This window comes from Stenotrophomonas sp. NPDC077461, assembly GCF_049545475.1.
Classification (GTDB): domain Bacteria; phylum Pseudomonadota; class Gammaproteobacteria; order Xanthomonadales; family Xanthomonadaceae; genus Stenotrophomonas; species Stenotrophomonas nematodicola.
This window is the reverse complement of the sequence record NZ_JBMWDO010000012.1, coordinates 64,613-80,722: the sequence shown is the minus strand read 5'-3', so window position 1 is coordinate 80,722 and position 16,110 is coordinate 64,613. Positions and strand designations below refer to the sequence as shown.

Here is a 16,110-nt window from a genome sequence, read left to right as displayed (position 1 = left end):
GCCATTTCAGCCCATGCGCCGCAGGCGGCGCCGTGCCAGAGCCAGGGCCACGGCGGTCACGCCCAGCAGCACCCCGACGTGCACCCATGCGCTGCCCTGCGCCGGCTGGCCCACCGCCGGCAGCGCCAGCTGCGCCAGGTGCCAGGTCGGCCACAGTGGCGCCAGGGCGCTGAACAGCGGCGGCAGCATCGACAGCGGCAGCCATAGCCCGGACAGCAACGCCAGCGGCAGGTAGACCAGATTGACCACCGCCGGCGCTGCGCCGGCACCGACATGGCTGCCGATCAGCAGGCCAATCGCCCCCAGGGGCAACGCCGCGAGCCCGGCCACTGCCAACAGATGCAGCGTTGCCACGGGCGTCACCACCACACCGGCAGCGCTCGCCACCGCAATCAGAAGGGCCGCCACCACGATCGCAAACAGTACCGTCATCAACAGCCGCGCCAGCAGCGGTGCAAGAGGCGGCATCGGCAGCGCACGCTTGAGCGTGAGCAGGCCGCCTTCGCGGTCCAGCGCCAGCTGCACGCCGAAGCCGAACAGCGCCGGCGCCATCGCACCGAACACGCAGTAGGTGGCCAGCAGATACACCGGTGCGTGGCCGCGACCGAGCAGGACCCCGAACAGCGAATAGAACAGCACCGGGAACAGCAGCGACGGCAGGACGAAGCCCGGATAGCGCCAGGCACGGCGCAGCTCGCACAGGATTTCGGCCCGGTAGATCGGCCACGCGGGAGGGAGGTGGGAGGTGGTGGATGTGGCGTGGACGTCGGTGTTCATGCGGCCTCCCGGGTCAGTTCGACGAAGGCGTCGGCCAGGCCGCCGCCATGCACGTCCAGCTCCTGCAGCTGCGGGTCTTCGGCGAGCAGCCGCGCGACCACCGGCTCGGCCGGCTCGGCCAGCAGGTGCAACCGCAGGCCATCGCGCCGCACCTCGCGTACGCCCGGCCACTGCCGCACTGCCGCCTCGTCGAGCGCGCTGCGGCAGCGGATACGGCGCGGCGCACGCTGCGGGCGGAACTGCGCCAGCGGGCCATCGGCCAGCACCCGACCCTGCTCGATGACCACCACGCGCTGCGCCAGCGCCTCGGCTTCCTCCAGGTAATGGGTGGTCAGCAGCACCCCGCAGCCCTCGCCGGCCAGCTGCCGGATCGCCTGCCACAGGGCCTGCCGGGCCTGGATGTCCAGGCCGGTGGTGGGTTCATCGAGAAACAGCAGGCGCGGCCGCCCGCAGATGGCGATGGCGAACTGCACCCGCCGTTGCTGCCCGCCGGACAGCCGGCCGTAGCGGCGCGATGCCAGGTCGGTTAGGCCGGCCAGCGCCAGACACTCGTCCAGCGGACGGGGATCGGCGTAACAGACGCGCGCCAGGTCGATCAGCTCGGCCACCTGCAGCACCGGCGGCAGCGCGGTGCTCTGCAGCATCACGCCGATGCCCGCGCGGCTGGCGCGGTCCTGTGGATCGCCCCCGAGCAGCTCGGCACTGCCGGCATCCAGGCGGCGCAGACCCAGCAGGACGGAAATCGCCGTGCTCTTGCCTGCCCCGTTGCGGCCCAGCAGCGCGAGGATCTCGCCGCGCTGCAGGGAGAATCCCACGCCCTGCAGCGCGGCCACGGCACCATAGTGAACCTGCGCCTGGTGCAGCCGGGCCAGGGGAGACGCAACGGGATCGGACATGGGACACGCTCCGGGACGGGATGGGATGGGATGGGAACAGCCTCCGCTGTCGCCTTTGCCCCGGACAGTGGCCGTCGTCAGCGCATGCGGGTGACAGCTGTCACTGCCGCTGCGCCAGTCGTACGCGCATGCTGTGCACCACCCGGCGCCCCTGCCGGATTGCCCGAGGACCGCCGTTCCGGTCACACTCGGCCCGATTCCCCGTCCAGGCTCACGATGAACGCATCTGCTGAACTGCTCAAGGAACTCCGCATCGACCGCAAGACCCCGCCGCCGCCCTCGTCCGGGCGCGGCCGCTGGATCGTGCTGGCAGTGGTGGCGGTGCTGCTGCTCGGCGTGATCGGCTGGTTTGTCGCCGGCCGCGAGCGCCCGATCGAGGTGACCACCGCGCCGGTGGTGGCGATGGGCCAGGGCGGCGGCAGCAGCACCGTGCTGGATGCCAGCGGCTACGTGGTGGCCCGGCGCATGGCCACGGTCTCGGCCAAGATCACCGGCAAGGTCCGCGAAGTGATGATCGAAGAAGGCATGCGCGTGGAGGAAGGCCAGGTCATGGCGACGCTGGATCCGATCGACGCCAACGCCCAGCGCAGCCTGTCGGCGTCGCAGCTGGAGGCCGCGCGCAGCCAGCTGGCCGGGCTGCAGGCCCAGGTGGCCCAGGCCGAGGCCGAGGCCGGACGCCTGCAGTCACTGGTCGGCCAGCAACTGGTGTCGCGCTCGCAATACGACCTGGCCATCGCCCAGCGCGAGAGCCTGCGCGCACAGCTGCGCACCGCCCAGCGCAACACCAGCGTGGCCAGCGACGCGTTGGCCATCGCCGACCTGGGTGTGGACAACAATATCGTGCGCGCGCCGTTCTCCGGCGTGGTCACTGCCAAGTCCGCGCAACCCGGCGAGATCGTGTCGCCGCTGTCGGCCGGCGGCGGGTTCACCCGCACCGGCATCGGCACCATCGTGGACATGGACTCCCTGGAGATCGAGGTCGAGGTCGGTGAGGCCTTCATCGGCCGCGTGCAGCCGAAGATGCCGGTCGAAGCCACCCTCAATGCGTACCCGGACTGGAAGATTCCCGGCGAGGTGATCGCGATCATTCCCACCGCCGATCGTGGCAAGGCGACCGTCAAGGTGCGCGTGGCGCTGAAGACCAAGGACCCGCGCATCGTGCCGGAGATGGGCGTGCGGGTGAGCTTCCTGGAAGCGGCCAAGCCCCGGTCGGCCGCGCCCAAGGGCGTGCGTGCGCCGGCCTCGGCGCTGGTCGAGCGCGGCGAGCAGACCGTGGCCTTCGTGGTGGGCGACGACCAGCGCGTGCAGCAGCGTACGGTCACCCTCGGCACGGTGTTGAACAACGACCGCCAGGTCACCGCCGGCCTGCGCGCGGGTGAGGTGGTGGTCACCGACCCGCCACCCGCGCTGCGCGACGGCAGCGCGGTCGTGGAAAAGCAATGACGGCCTGAGGCCCGCGGCAGGCGCCTGTCCTGCCGCTCGCCCGCCGATGCGTGTACGCGGCCCCGGCGTGGTTCCGGTGGCGGCGCGATGTGCGATTCCCGCGTGTCGCCCCGGCGCGCGCCTGTCCTCTTTTCACCGATCTCCGGAGAACCGTCCATGTCCACCCTGGTTTCGCTCCGCAACATCACCAAGACCTACCAGCGCGGCCCCGAGAAGGTGCAGGTGCTGCACGGCATCCACCTGGACATCCAGCGCGGCGATTTCGTCGCCCTGATGGGCCCGTCCGGTTCGGGCAAGACCACACTGCTGAACCTGATCGGGGGGCTGGACACGCCCAGCGGCGGCGAGATCGAAATCGAGGGCGAGCGCATCGACCAGATGAGTGGCGGCCAGCTGTCGACGTGGCGCAGCCACCATGTCGGCTTCGTGTTCCAGTTCTACAACCTGATGCCGATGCTGACCGCACAGAAGAACGTGGAACTGCCGCTGCTGCTGACCCACCTCGGTGCGGCCCAGCGCAGGCGCAATGCCGAGATCGCGCTGACCCTGGTCGGCCTTGCCGATCGCCGCAGCCACCGGCCCAACGAACTCTCCGGTGGCCAGCAGCAGCGCGTGGCGATCGCCCGGGCCATCGTCTCCGATCCCACCTTCCTGATCTGCGACGAGCCCACCGGCGACCTGGACCGGCAGTCGGCCGAGGAGATCCTGCACCTGCTGCAGCAGCTCAACCGCGAGCATGGCAAGACCATCATCATGGTCACCCACGATCCCAAGGCCGCCGAGTACGCCACCCACACCGTGCACCTGGACAAGGGCGAACTGGCCGACGCGCCAGCGGCCCACTGACGGAGGATGCCGCGATGAAATACCTCTCGCTGGTGTGGGCCCAGCTGTTCCGCAGCAAGACCCGCACCCTGCTGACGCTGCTGTCGGTCGTGGCCGCTTTCCTGCTGTTCGGCATGCTCGACTCGGTACGCGTGGCGTTCACCTCCGGCGGCAGCGTCGAAGGCGTCAACCGCCTGGTGGTGACCTCGCGCCTGTCGATCACCCAATCGCTGCCGATCCGGCTGGACCCGCAGATCCGGCAGGTCGACGGCGTGCGCGACGTGACCTCGGCCATGTGGTTCGGCGGCATCTACCGGGACCCGAAGAACTTCTTCGCCAATTTCTCGGTGGCGCCCAACTACTTCGACGTCTACCGGGAACTGCAGTTGCCGCCGGCCCAGCTCAAGGCCTTCCAGGACACCCGCACCGGCGCGGTGGTGGGTGAGAGCCTGGCCAAGGAGTTCGGCTGGAAGATCGGCGACACCATTCCGCTGCAGGCCACGATCTTCCCGCGGGGGGGCAGCAACGACTGGCCGCTGCAGCTGGTCGGCATCTACCGCTCCAAGGACCGGGCGCTGGCGGCCAACGAGGAACGCCAGTTGATGATGAACTGGAAATACTTCGACGAATCCAACGACTACATCAAGAACCAGGTGAGCTGGTACACGGTGACGCTGGACAACCCCGACCACGCCTCACGGGTGGCACAGGCCATCGACGCGATCTCGGCCAACTCCGACCACGAAACCAAGTCGCAGACCGAATCGGCATTCCAGCAGGCCTTCGTCAAGCAGTTTGCCGACATCGGCATGATCGTCACCTCGATCATGGGCGCGGTGTTCTTCACCCTGCTGCTGCTCACCGGCAACACGATGGCGCAGGCGGTGCGCGAGCGCATCCCCGAACTGGCCACGCTCAAGACCCTGGGCTTCCAGGATGCGACCGTGCTGGTGCTGGTGATGGTCGAGGCGGTCCTGCTGATCGGACTGGGCGGTGCGATCGGGATGGGACTGGCCGCCCTCGTGCTGCCGATCCTCGCACCGATGACGATGGGCCTGCTGCCACCGCAGGTACCGCTGCAGACCTGGCTCATGGGCATCGGCCTGATCCTGGTCATCGGCGTGGTGGTGGGCCTGCTGCCGGCGCTGCGCGCCAAGCGGCTGAAGATCGTCGACGCATTGGCCGGGCGCTGAGCCCAGGAGAACGACATGAAGAAGCATTGGATGGGAAACGCACTGTCGATTCTGCTGCTGGGCGTGGGCCTGGCGGTCTGGGTCGCGCTGCCGTGGTTCGGCGTGCTTGTCGTCGCCGTGGCGATCGCGCTGTGGCTGGCGGTCACCCGCAGCGGGCGGCTGGCCCTGGCGGCCACCCGCATCGGCATCGCCAGCCTGCCGCAGCGGTGGGGCGCCTCCTCGGTGATCGTGGTCGGCATCGCCGGCGTGGTCGGCGTGCTGGTGGCCATGCTGGCGATGGGCGAAGGTTTCCAGGCCACGCTCAACAGCACCGGCGATGACAGCACCGCCATCGTGCTGCGAGGCGGCTCGCAGGCCGAGACCAACTCGGTCATCACCCGCGACCAGGTGCCGTTGCTGTCCACGCTGCCGGGCGTGGCCAAGGACGCGCAGGGACGCGCGCTGATCTCGCCGGAGCTGTCGCAGGTGGTCAACGTAGCCTCCCGGGCCGACGGCACCGACGTGAACGCGCAGTTCCGTGGTGTCGGCGAGATGGCGTGGGCGGTACACGACAAGATGAAGATCATCGAAGGTCGCCGTTTCAACACCGGTCTGCGCGAGATCGTGGTCGGCAAGGGCGCACAGGCGCAGTTCCAGGGGCTGGAGATTGGCAGGACGCTGACGCTGGGCAACCAGGCCTGGACGGTGGTGGGCGTGTTCGCCTCCGGCGACGCGCACGAGTCGGAACTGTGGACCGACGCGGAGACCCTGGCCGCGACCTACCAGCGCAGCGCCTGGCAGTCGATCAGCGTACGCACCGAGGGCAAGGCCGGTTTCGAGCAGTTCAAGGCGGCGGTCGCCGGCGACCCCCGCCTCAAGCTCGATGTTGAAACCACCCGCGCTTACTACGCCAAGCAGGGCGGTGGCCTCAGCACGTTGATCAGCGTGCTCGGCACCGTGATCGGCGCGATCATGGCGATCGGCGCGGTGTTCGGCGCGCTCAACACCATGTATGCCGCCGTGGCTACCCGGGCCCGCGAGATCGCCACGATGCGCGCGATCGGCTTCCGCGGCCTGCCGGTGGTCACCGCCGTGATGCTGGAGACCATGCTGCTCGCCCTGCTCGGCGGTCTGCTGGGCGGCGCGGTGGCCTGGGCGATCTTCAACGGCTACAGCGTGTCCACTATCGGCAGCAACTTCAGCCAGGTGGTGTTCCAGTTCAAGGTCTCGCCGGAGCTGCTGTGGAGCGGTTTGAAGTGGGCGCTCGGCATCGGCCTGGTCGGTGGACTGTTCCCGGCACTGCGTGCCGCACGCCTGCCGATCACCACCGCCCTGCGCGACGGTTGACGCACTGGCAATGAACACGCGTGCGCAGGCGCGCGCACGGGATAGCAATGAGGGAACCGCATGCGCAAGCGTGCGGTTCTTTTTTTTTGGCGTGTGTTCATTGCGCGTTTAGTTGCGCCGCACAGTGCGCGATACCGCTTGTTTTTCGAGGTGCGGCGCAGTGTCGCAGGCATTCAAGATGCGCACGCCGTCGCCGCTATGGATGCGTCCACGTGTCGTGGCGGCGTGCGTGCGCATGCGCGATGCGTGCAGATGAAAAAGGTTTCGTCTGAATGCGCGCATTTGTCAGCGCGTGTTCATTTAAGGCCTTTTTCATGCTTTCAGATGAAAGTAAAAATTTTGAAAAGTCATTAGAATCCCGCCCCCCACGTCGTGGTGTTGTCCCCACGCCGCCCCCAGGGCGAACGATTTTTTTGAGAAAGAGAACGCACGGATGTATTTGAAGACCAATCCGCTGCGCAACGCGATCGCCATCGCGCTTGTCGCCAGCTGCAGTGCCCCCGCCTTCGCACAGAATGCCGCGGACGGCACCACCAACCTCGACCGCATTGAAATCACCGGTTCGCGCATCCGCCAGGCCAGCGTCGAAACCGCGCAGCCGGTCGTGGCGCTGAACCGCGCCGAGATCGAGAAGAAGGGCTACGTCAACGTTGCCGACATCCTGCAGGACGTCACCGCCGCCGGTTCGCCGAGCATGAGCCGTGCGTCTTCGCTGACCTCCTCGCGCGACTTCGGCGGCATGTACGTCAGCCTGCGCAACCTGGGGCCGGAACGCAGCCTGGTGCTGATCGATGGCCGCCGCATGGGCGTCAGCGCCGGCGGTTACTCCGACCTGGCCTCCATCCCGTCCTCGATCGTGGACCGTGTTGAAGTGCTGACCGACGGCGCCTCGGCGCTGTACGGCTCGGATGCCATCGCCGGTGTGGTCAACATCATCACCCGCAGGAACTTCGACGGCGCTGAAGTCAATGCCTACGTCGGCCAGTACGGCCAGGGCGACGGTCAGAAGACCTCCTACAGCGCGACCTTCGGCAAGACCTTCGATCGCGGCTGGTTCACCGTGGGCGGCGAGTACACCGACGAAGATCCGGTGCTGGGCAGCGCGCGTGAGTTCACTGCCTACCCGAACGGCCCGGCACACCCGACCGACGGCCTGAGCGGCATCACCGAGTGGGGCTACGCCACCGTCGGCGGCACCAACATCAGCGTCGGCCCGGGCGGCGATCCGTCGCAGCCGGGCAACTTCAAGCCGGTCGACAAGGCCAACGACAGCAACGCCAAGAGCAACATGAGCCTGCTCACCGGCCTGCAGCGCAAGTCGGTGTTTGCCAACGGCGGTTTCTCCATCACCGACAACCTGCGCCTCGTCGCCGATGCGCTGTACAGCGAGCGTGAGTCGACCAAGCAGCTGGCCGGCTACCCGTACTCGGTCTCGGCCGCACAGGCCCGCAACGGCACCCGTGCCGCCCTGTCCAAGGACAGCGCGTTCAACCATTGGGGCCAGGACGTGCTGTTCGCGCACCGCACCGAGGAAATGCCGCGCGGCACCGAGAACAACCTGACCACCAAGCGTGCCAGCCTGGGTCTGGAAGGCAGCTTCGAAACCGGTTCGCGTTACTGGGACTGGAACGTCAGCTACATGTACAACCGCAATGAAGGCGAGCGCATCGGCACGGGCAGCATGTACCAGCCGAACGTGAACCTGGCCGTCGGCCCGTCGTTCATCGACAGCCAGGGCGTGGCGCACTGCGGCACCGTCGGCAATGTGATCGCCGGCTGCACCCCGTGGAACCCGTTGGCGCCGATGGGCTCCAACAGCGCCGGTTCGCTGAGCCGCCAGGAAGTGCAGGATTTCCTGTTCACCCGTTTCGTCGACAAGATGCAGAGCACCACCAAGGTGGCCAGCGCGAACATCTCCGGTTCGCTGTTCTCGCTGCCGGCCGGTGACATCATGGGTGCGATGGGCGTCGAGCACCGCAGCGAAGAGGCCAGCTACACCCCGGACCAGATGGTGCAGAACGGCCGGATTGCCGGTACCAGTGGCAAGCCGACCCGCGGCGACTACTCGCTCAACGAGGTGTACCTGGAGTTCCAGGTGCCGCTGCTGGCCGACATGGCCTTTGCCCGCGAACTGTCGCTGGACCTGGCCGGTCGCTACTCGGACTACAACAACTTCGGTGCCACCACCAACAGCAAGTTCGGCCTGAAGTGGAAGCCGATCGACAGCCTGCTGGTACGCGCCACCTACGGCACCGGGTTCCGCGCGCCGACCGTGGATGACCTCTACGGCGGCACCGTCACCACGCGCGATTCGTTCACCGATCCGTGCGACACGCTGTTCGGTGCGGCCGCCAAGAGCCCCGACGTCGCTGCGCGCTGCGCGGTCAACGTGCCGGCGAACTTCCGCCAGCAGAGCGCCGACGGCAGCAATGCGATGGTGCCGGGCCAGCAGGCGACCACCGATTTCAACTCGGGTTCCAACCCGGCGCTGAAGCCGGAAACCGCCAAGACCTGGACCGTTGGCGTTGTGTACAGCCCGGAATTCGTCTCCGGCCTGGACCTGAGCCTGGACTGGTGGAAGATCCGCATCAACGACGTGATCGTGGGTGAGTCGGCAACGGACATCCTCAACCAGTGCTACATCCAGGGCAACCAGTCCGCATGCGGCCGCTTCACCCGCTCCACCTCTGGCAAGAACATCGGCCAGGTGACCGCACTGGACCGCACTCTGAACAACGCCGGTTTCCAGGAAACCGCCGGCTATGACCTCAGCGTGCGCTACCGCCTGCCGGAACTGGCGATCGGCAAGTTCGCGATCTCCTGGAACACCACCTATGTGGATTACCTGGAGCGCAAGAGCGACAACATCGACACCACGCCGGTCGAGCAGTTCACCGGCTGGGGCGGCAACTTCCGCGTCCGTTCCAACCTCAACGTGGACTGGACCTACGGCAACCTGGGCATCGGCTGGACCGCGCGCTACTACTCCAGCATGAAGGAGAAGTGCTCGTACGACCTGACCGGCGGCCCCGAATGCAACCTGCCGGACTTCAACTCGGTCTATACCGACGCGCAGCCGAGCAACAAGGTGGGCTCCAACACCTTCCACGACCTGCAGGTGCGTTACGTGCTGCCGTGGAACGGCACCGTGTCGATGGGCGTGAACAATGTGTTCAACCACCAGGGTCCGATCATGTACAGCCAGCCGAACAGCAGCTTCACCTACTACGGTGGCTTCGACATCGGCCGCTTCATGTACATGAAGTACCAGCAGCGTTTCTGATCCAGCGTTTCTGATCCACGGCTTACTCTCTCCAAGCCGTTGATGGAAGTAAGGCGGCGCCTTCGGGCGCCGTCTTTTTTTTGCGCATCGCCTGGTAGAGCCGACCGTTGGTCGGCTGGCCGCGCGCGGCGCGGCAATGGTCGTTGCCGGCATTGCGCCGACGGCAGCCGGGTAGAACCCGGCTCTACGGGGGTGCGGCGCGGCATTCTGGCGTCAGGCGGCCCTGCGTGACCGCCACACGCTGTCGCCGATGAACAGCGCCAGCCCCGTCCAGATCGCGGCGAAGCCGATCGCCTTGGCGGTGTCGAACGGTTCGCGGAAGAAAAACACGCCCAGCAGCAGGCCCAGGCTCGGTGCGATGTACTGCAGGATGCCGACCAGCGACAACGGAATGCGTTTGACTCCGTAGGCGAAACCGATCAGCGGCAGGGCCGTGACCGCGCCGCCCAGGATCAGCAGCGCATCGTTCTGCCAGCCCCATCCCCCGAAGAAGCCGCCGCCGTGCCCGTTCTCGCTCCACAGCGCGAAGCCGATGGCCGGCAGGAACAGGTACAGGCTTTCCACGCCCAGGCCCGCCACCGGGTCGACCGAGATCAGCTTGCGCAGCAGGCCGTACAGCCCGAACGAACAGGCCAGCCCCAGCGCGATCCACGGCGGCGTTCCCGCGTCGAGGGTCAGCCAGGCCACGCCCAGCCCGGCGCAGCCCACTGCCAGCCACTGAAGCCGGCGCAGGCGCTCCTTGAGCACCACCACGCCCAGCAGCACGCTGACCAGGGGATTGATGAAGTAGCCGAGACTGGTTTCGATCACATGCCCGGCGTTGATCGCCCAGATGTACAGGCCCCAGTTGAACGCGATCGCCAGGCTGCTCAGCGCCAGTGTCGGCAATGCCCGCTTCTGCGCGGCGATCGCCTTCCACCAGCCGGTGCCCCCGCTCAGCAGCAGCCAGGCCACCACCAGCACCGTGCTCCAGATGATGCGGTGGGCGATGATCTGCTGCGACGGCACCGCCTTGAGCAGGTGCCAGTAGACCGGTACCAGCCCCCACAGGGTGAAGGTGAACGCGGTGATTGCCAGCCCGCGACGTTGTTCCTGCAGGCTGTGCTGCGGCGACAGGCTCATTTCGCACGCGTCCGGGCGAGGGTCAGCACCACCACGCCGGCCAGGATCACCGCCATCGCCAGCAGGTCGTGGCTGCCGAAATGCTCATTGCCGATGATCACGCCCAGGATCACCGCGATCACCGGATTGACGTAGGCATAGCTGGCCACCAGGGCCGGGCGCACGTTGTGCAGCAGCCACACGTACGCGGTGAACGCCACGATCGAGCCGAACACGCACAGGTAGGCCACCGCCGCCAGACCACTGAGGGAGGGCCAGATGGTGGGACGCTCACCGGTTGCCAGGCCCAGCGCCACCAGCATCACGCCACCGCAGAGCATCTGCCCGGCGGCGGTCATGAACGGGCTGGGCAGGTCCAGCCCGCGCGCCCAGATCGATCCGAATGCCCAGCCGATCGGGGCAACCAGCAGCAGGATCAGTCCCTGCGGCGAGGCGGTCAGGCTGCTGCCCGCGTTGAGCCAGACCACGCCGAGAAAGCCGATCGCGATGCCCAGCCATTCGCCGCGGCTGGCATGCTGGCCGCGCATGGCGGCGAACAGCGCCATCCACAACGGCACCGATGCCACCGCAGTGGCGGCCAGACCCGAGGACACCGTGCGCTCGGCGAGCACCACCATGCCGTTGCCCAGCACCAGCATGGTCAGCCCCATGATCCCGAGATTGCGCCACTGCCGCCGGGTCGGTGCCGGCATGCCGCGCCAGCGCAGCACCGCGTACATCAGCGAGCCGGCGATGATGAAGCGCGCGCCGGACACCGTCGTCAGCGGCAGCGCGCCGCCCTCCAGCGCCAGCCGGATACCAAGATAGGTGGACCCCCAGACCACGTAAACCAGCAACAAGGCGAGTACGACAAGGCCGCTCCGGGGAGCAGCCGCTGCAGGTTCAGGTGAAGACATGGCACACCACCATCCGGGGGAGTGGGAATTCTAGGGCACCGCGCTGCCGGCAATCACCCCGGGAAACGGCATGCTGTATCCGTTGCAGGGCATCTGCCGCTGCCGCGCGGGCACCTGTCGTTGACGTGCGATAAGGTAACAAGGAGCTGCCGCCCGGTCAGTTCGACCGTTTTCCAGCCAGGACCCCTACCCTGCATGAGCACGACCATCCCTCCAGCGATTCCGCACGCCGCCTCCCGCGCCGCCCTGCGCCGCTCCATTTCCAACACCCTGAAAGGCTCGGCCGGCAATCTGGTCGAGTGGTATGACGTCTACGTCTACTCGGTGTTCGCGGTGTACTTCGAATCGCAGTTCTTCTCGGCCGCCGACAAGAACTCCACGCTCTACGTCTGGGCGATCTTCGCCGCCACCTTCCTGATGCGCCCGATCGGGGCGTGGTACTTCGGCCGCTTCGCCGACCGCTACGGCCGCCGCCTGGCGCTGACCGTCTCGGTGACGGTCATGGCCGCCTGTTCGTTCCTGATCGCCATCACCCCCACCGCGTCGCAGATCGGCATCTGGGCGGCGGTGATCCTGCTGTTCGCACGCCTGCTGCAGGGCTTTGCCACCGGCGGCGAGTACGGCACCAGCGCCACCTACATGTCCGAAGCGGCCATCCCGGGCCGGCGCGGCTTCCTGTCCTCGTTCCACTACGTCACCCTGGTCGGCGGCCATGTGCTGGCACAGCTCACGCTGCTGGCCATGCTCATGTTCTGGGACAAGCCGCAGATCTCCGAATGGGGCTGGCGCATCGCCTTCGGCATCGGCGGGATCGCTGCGATCGTGGTGTTCTGGCTGCGCCGCACGATGGACGAGTCACTGGGCGAGGACTCCATCGAGGCGGCCAGGACGGGCAAGGCCAAGGCCTCCGGCTCGATGTACGAGTTGTTCGTGCACCAGTGGCGTCCGCTGCTGCTGTGCTTCCTGATCACCGCCGGCGGCACCGTGGCGTTCTACACCTACTCGGTCAACGGGCCGAAGATGATCCAGAGCGCCTTCGCCGGCGACGACGTGATGACCGGCACCCTGATCAACCTCGGCGTGCTGACCTTCCTGATGGTGCTGCAGCCGATCGGCGGCTGGCTGTCGGACATCGTCGGACGCAAGAGCCTGCTGGTGTTCTTCGGCGTCGGCGGCGTGCTGTACACCTGGTACCTGATCACCGAACTGCCCAACCAGCACGACCCGCTGATGGCCTTCCTGGTGCTGGCGATCGGCTTTGTCATCCTTACCGGCTATACCTCGATCAACGCCGTGGTGAAGGCCGAACTGTTCCCCACCCACGTGCGTGCGCTGGGCGTGGGCTTCGGCTACGCGGTGGCCAACTCGCTGTTCGGCGGCACTGCCCCGCTGCTGTACCAGGGCGCGCTGAAGACCGGCCATGTCACCTCGTTCGCGATCTATGTCACCGCCGTGATCGCGGTGTCGCTGGTGGTCTATGTGTTCTTCCTGAAGAACAAGGGCCCGAACTGGCTGGATGGCACCCGCACGCACCCGTAAGCGCGGCGACGCGACACGACAGGCATCGGGCGGTGCGGCGGCGGACGCGCCGCAGCGCCCTCGGGCGCTGCGGCTGTCGCAGGGGCGGGTCGGGGCGGCGGGAGTGGCAGCGCGGTTCCGGCGCCGGCGCTGAGGGTCAGCGGCGCGCCGACTCACTCTGCTCGCGCACCGCGCGGAACTCCGACCCCTCTTCCCAGTGCGGCCAGCGCCGGCTGTTGGCCAGTTCCGCGCCCAGGTCGTAGACCAGCAGGGTGTCGGCGGCATGGCCGCTGGCGTCCCAGCTCGGGGTCCAGGCGTCGCAGGCCTGGTGGTAGCAGGCGGCGAAGTACGCATCGCGCAGCGCGCGGCCCTTCTCCACCCCGCCGTCGGTCATGTCCAGCCCCGGGCCGATGGTGATGGCGGGCACGCCCAGACGCGCGAACGCGAAATGGTCCGCGCGGTAGAAGAAGCCGGCTTCCAGATTCGGATCCGGCGAATAAGTGCGGCCACGGGCCTTGGCCACGCGCGCCAGGTCGCCTTCCAGCGACACCCGGCCCTTGCCCCACGACGCGATGTCGCGGGTCGGGCCATCCGGGCTGAACATCTCGATGTTGAGCACGGCGGCGGTCTTGTCCAGCGGCGCCAGCGGGTGCGCCGCGTAGTAGCTGGCCCCGAGCAGGCCCTTCTCTTCGGCGGTCAGCGCCACGAAGTACAGCGTGCGCTGCGGCTGCGGGCCGGCGGCGAACACCCGGCCCAGCTCCAGCACGGTGGCCACGCCGGTGGCGTTGTCGATCGCGCCACGGCGGATGCGGTCGCCCTTCGCGTCCGGCTGGCCGATGCCGAACGCATCCCAGTGTGCGGAGAAGATCACCGCCTCATCGGCGTGCGCACCACCGGGCAGCTTGGCCACCACGTTGCGGGTGATCACCTGCTCACGCTTGAGCTTGAAGTTCACCGACAGGCGCGCGTCGCCGAGTGCGACCGGGGTGAACGCCGGCGTCATCGCCCGGCGCTTCTCGGCTTCGAAATCCAGTCCGGCATCGCGGAACAGCTGCTCGGCCAGCGCGCGCTGCATCCAGCCGCGGACCGGCACGTGCTGGGCCAGCGCCTGCTCGGGGGTGCGCTCGATGTCGAACAGCGGCGAGGTACCGGAGCTCTTCACCGTGGCCCAGCCGTACGCGGCCGGCGCGGTTTCATGCACGATCAGCACGCCCTGCGCGCCGCGCCGCGCGGCTTCCTCGAACTTGTAGGTCCAGCGGCCGTAGTAGGTCACCGCCTTGCCATCGAATGCGCCGGGCGCATCGGCCTCGAAATCGGCATCGTTGATCAGCATCACGGCGATCTTGCCGTGCAGGTCGACGTCCTTGTAGTCGTCCCACTGCCGCTCCGGCGCGTCGATGCCATAGCCGACGAACACCAGCGGCGCGTCCTGGATGTCCACCGCCGCCTGCGGCCGCAGGCTCTGCAGCGTCACGTCCTCGCCATTGACAAGCGGATGCGCTCTGCCGTTCTGGCGCAGCTGCGCGCGCACCGGGCCATCGACCTGCGCACGCACCATCGGCACCGGCTGTACCCAGGTGCCGTCCACGCCGCCGGGCTGCAGGCCGTACCTGCGGAACTCCTCGGTCAGGTACTGGACAGTCCGTTCTTCGCCCGCCGACGCCGGCGCGCGGCCTTCGAACGCGTCAGACGCAAGGATGCGCACGTGCCGCGACAGCGCGTCCGGGTCGATGCCGCCACCGGGCAGGTCGTTGGCCGCGTGGGCCAGACCGCCGACGAACAGACAGGACGACAACAGCAGCATGCGCATCGGATTCACGGCAGACACCAGGCGGAAAACGGAAGGCCCGAGTGTAACGTGACACCTGCATGACCGCTGCCCCGGCCGCCCTCAACGGCGGTCGCGATCCAGCCAACAGGCCAGGCCCTGCGCGTTGAGCTCGATGTCCATCGCCAGCACCTGCGTCACCGCCGCATCATCCAGGGGGCAGCCGTGGGCCTGCGCGCGCTCCAGGTACAGCGCGGTCAACGCGGCCACCAGACAGCGGTGGCGGTCCGGCCGTGCATCGCACTGGCGCGCGATGTCGGTCATCGCATCGATCTGCTCGACCAGGTCGGCGGCCAGGCGCGGTACGTCGTCCACGCGGCCGTAGTGGGTCAGGTACATCGCCTGCGGGGAGCGGTCGAGCATGCGCGCGATCGACTGTTTCAGCGGCTCCGGCTCGAACTGCACCGGCGAAGAGGTGGGCAGGATGAACGGCCCGCGCGCGCTGTCCAGCTCGCGGTAGGACAGGCCGAAGGTATCGCCGGTGAACCAGCTCGCGCTGCGCGCATCCCACACGCACAGATGGTGGCGTGCATGGCCAGGCGTGTGCACGCAGTCCAGCACGCGCCCGGCGAGATCGACGCGATGGCCATCCTCGGCAATCACCACGCGTTCGGCCGGCACCGCCAGGATTGGACCGTAGCTGCGCTTGATTTCCGCTTCGCCATACACCTCGGTGGCGCCGGCGATCAGCCGGGTCGGATCGACCATGTGCGGAGCACCGCGCGGGTGTACCACCAGCCTTGCGTTGGGCAATTGCTGCATCAGCAGGCCTGCGCCGCCGGCATGGTCCAGATGCACATGGGTCAGCACCAGCCAGTCGACCGCATCGGCGGGTACCCCCGCGCGTGCCAGCGCCTTGAGCATGGCCGGCACGGCCAGCCCGGTACCGCAGTCGATGAACGCAGCGCGCCCGTTTTCGACCACCAGATAGGCGGCGTCGAAGTCGTCGCGCTGGAACGCGGTATCGATGGTGTGGATGCTGGGGTCGGAGGTCATCGGCTCA

General features: G+C 67.8%; 13 protein-coding genes. 7 read left to right on the top strand and 6 right to left on the bottom strand.

What is annotated here, in order from left to right:
• Window positions 1-6: 6 nt before the first annotated feature.
• The gene (locus tag ACPEH8_RS17695; protein WP_287248495.1) at window positions 7-777 is read right to left on the bottom strand and encodes an ABC transporter permease; all 771 of its coding nucleotides are present in this window, start codon (window positions 775-777) and stop codon (window positions 7-9) included.
• Window positions 774-1,673, bottom strand: a complete 900-nt coding sequence (locus ACPEH8_RS17690; RefSeq protein WP_017354751.1) for an ABC transporter ATP-binding protein — start codon at window positions 1,671-1,673, stop codon at window positions 774-776. Before ACPEH8_RS17690 ends, ACPEH8_RS17695 begins: the two co-directional genes overlap by 4 nt.
• 216 nt (window positions 1,674-1,889) lie before the next feature.
• On the opposite strand from ACPEH8_RS17690, the gene ACPEH8_RS17685 reads away from it, so the two are divergent.
• The 6 genes from ACPEH8_RS17685 to ACPEH8_RS17660 all read left to right on the top strand — a co-directional run bounded on the left by ACPEH8_RS17685 (window position 1,890) and on the right by ACPEH8_RS17660 (window position 9,743).
• Entirely contained in the window at window positions 1,890-3,116 is a 1,227-nt protein-coding gene (locus ACPEH8_RS17685; RefSeq protein WP_136006668.1) for an efflux RND transporter periplasmic adaptor subunit, read from the top strand.
• A 156-nt stretch (window positions 3,117-3,272) separates the two neighbouring features.
• Entirely contained in the window at window positions 3,273-3,962 is a 690-nt protein-coding gene (locus ACPEH8_RS17680; RefSeq protein ID WP_017354749.1) for an ABC transporter ATP-binding protein, read from the top strand.
• Window positions 3,963-3,976: 14 nt separating this feature from the next.
• Entirely contained in the window at window positions 3,977-5,134 is a 1,158-nt protein-coding gene (locus ACPEH8_RS17675; protein WP_017354748.1) for an ABC transporter permease, read from the top strand.
• 15 nt (window positions 5,135-5,149) lie between these two features.
• Window positions 5,150-6,460: an ABC transporter permease gene (locus ACPEH8_RS17670; protein ID WP_136006666.1), complete on the top strand. Its 1,311-nt coding sequence runs from the start codon at window positions 5,150-5,152 to the stop codon at window positions 6,458-6,460.
• A 60-nt stretch (window positions 6,461-6,520) separates the two neighbouring features.
• On the top strand, window positions 6,521-6,814 hold the full coding sequence (locus ACPEH8_RS17665) for a hypothetical protein (protein ID WP_262071726.1): 294 nt from the start codon (window positions 6,521-6,523) through the stop codon (window positions 6,812-6,814).
• Window positions 6,815-6,893: 79 nt separating this feature from the next.
• Window positions 6,894-9,743 carry a TonB-dependent receptor plug domain-containing protein gene (locus ACPEH8_RS17660; RefSeq protein ID WP_423667681.1) on the top strand — a complete coding sequence of 950 codons (2,850 nt, stop codon included), beginning with the start codon at window positions 6,894-6,896 and terminating at the stop codon, window positions 9,741-9,743.
• A gap of 213 nt (window positions 9,744-9,956) precedes the next feature.
• Here ACPEH8_RS17660 and rarD read toward each other — a convergent pair whose 3' ends face one another.
• Together rarD and yedA are read right to left on the bottom strand one after the other, a co-directional pair.
• A complete protein-coding gene (gene rarD / locus ACPEH8_RS17655; RefSeq protein WP_017354745.1) occupies window positions 9,957-10,865 on the bottom strand; it encodes an EamA family transporter RarD in 909 nt (302 codons plus the stop codon).
• A complete protein-coding gene (gene yedA / locus ACPEH8_RS17650; protein ID WP_136006660.1) occupies window positions 10,862-11,761 on the bottom strand; it encodes a drug/metabolite exporter YedA in 900 nt (299 codons plus the stop codon). The genes rarD and yedA overlap by 4 nt, the downstream gene beginning before the upstream one ends.
• 195 nt (window positions 11,762-11,956) lie before the next feature.
• Between yedA and ACPEH8_RS17645 the strand changes: the two genes are divergently transcribed.
• The gene (locus tag ACPEH8_RS17645) at window positions 11,957-13,300 is read left to right on the top strand and encodes an MFS transporter (RefSeq protein ID WP_017354743.1); all 1,344 of its coding nucleotides are present in this window, start codon (window positions 11,957-11,959) and stop codon (window positions 13,298-13,300) included.
• A gap of 136 nt (window positions 13,301-13,436) precedes the next feature.
• On the opposite strand, the gene ACPEH8_RS17640 is transcribed toward ACPEH8_RS17645, so the two are convergent.
• Complete coding sequence (locus tag ACPEH8_RS17640) at window positions 13,437-15,089, bottom strand: M28 family metallopeptidase (RefSeq protein WP_313274844.1); 1,653 nt, start codon at window positions 15,087-15,089, stop codon at window positions 13,437-13,439.
• 81 nt (window positions 15,090-15,170) lie between these two features.
• Window positions 15,171-16,103 (bottom strand): MBL fold metallo-hydrolase, encoded by a 933-nt coding sequence (locus ACPEH8_RS17635; protein WP_017355372.1) that lies wholly within the window; start codon window positions 16,101-16,103, stop codon window positions 15,171-15,173.
• Between the last annotated feature and the right edge of the window lie 7 nt (window positions 16,104-16,110).

What these genes read in the sequence shown, in the direction of transcription:
- ACPEH8_RS17690 (WP_017354751.1), bottom strand. Translation starts at nt 1,673, where the DNA reads ATGTCCGATCCCGTTGCGTCTCCCCTGGCCCGGCTGCACCAGGCGCAG.
- ACPEH8_RS17675 (WP_017354748.1), top strand. Translation starts at nt 3,977, where the DNA reads ATGAAATACCTCTCGCTGGTGTGGGCCCAGCTGTTCCGCAGCAAGACC.
- ACPEH8_RS17660 (WP_423667681.1), top strand. Translation starts at nt 6,894, where the DNA reads ATGTATTTGAAGACCAATCCGCTGCGCAACGCGATCGCCATCGCGCTT.
- ACPEH8_RS17685 (WP_136006668.1), top strand. Translation starts at nt 1,890, where the DNA reads ATGAACGCATCTGCTGAACTGCTCAAGGAACTCCGCATCGACCGCAAG.
- ACPEH8_RS17635 (WP_017355372.1), bottom strand. Translation starts at nt 16,103, where the DNA reads ATGACCTCCGACCCCAGCATCCACACCATCGATACCGCGTTCCAGCGC.
- ACPEH8_RS17695 (WP_287248495.1), bottom strand. Translation starts at nt 777, where the DNA reads ATGAACACCGACGTCCACGCCACATCCACCACCTCCCACCTCCCTCCC.
- ACPEH8_RS17665 (WP_262071726.1), top strand. Translation starts at nt 6,521, where the DNA reads ATGCGCAAGCGTGCGGTTCTTTTTTTTTGGCGTGTGTTCATTGCGCGT.
- yedA (WP_136006660.1), bottom strand. Translation starts at nt 11,761, where the DNA reads ATGTCTTCACCTGAACCTGCAGCGGCTGCTCCCCGGAGCGGCCTTGTC.
- ACPEH8_RS17680 (WP_017354749.1), top strand. Translation starts at nt 3,273, where the DNA reads ATGTCCACCCTGGTTTCGCTCCGCAACATCACCAAGACCTACCAGCGC.
- ACPEH8_RS17640 (WP_313274844.1), bottom strand. Translation starts at nt 15,089, where the DNA reads ATGCGCATGCTGCTGTTGTCGTCCTGTCTGTTCGTCGGCGGTCTGGCC.
- rarD (WP_017354745.1), bottom strand. Translation starts at nt 10,865, where the DNA reads ATGAGCCTGTCGCCGCAGCACAGCCTGCAGGAACAACGTCGCGGGCTG.
- ACPEH8_RS17670 (WP_136006666.1), top strand. Translation starts at nt 5,150, where the DNA reads ATGAAGAAGCATTGGATGGGAAACGCACTGTCGATTCTGCTGCTGGGC.
- ACPEH8_RS17645 (WP_017354743.1), top strand. Translation starts at nt 11,957, where the DNA reads ATGAGCACGACCATCCCTCCAGCGATTCCGCACGCCGCCTCCCGCGCC.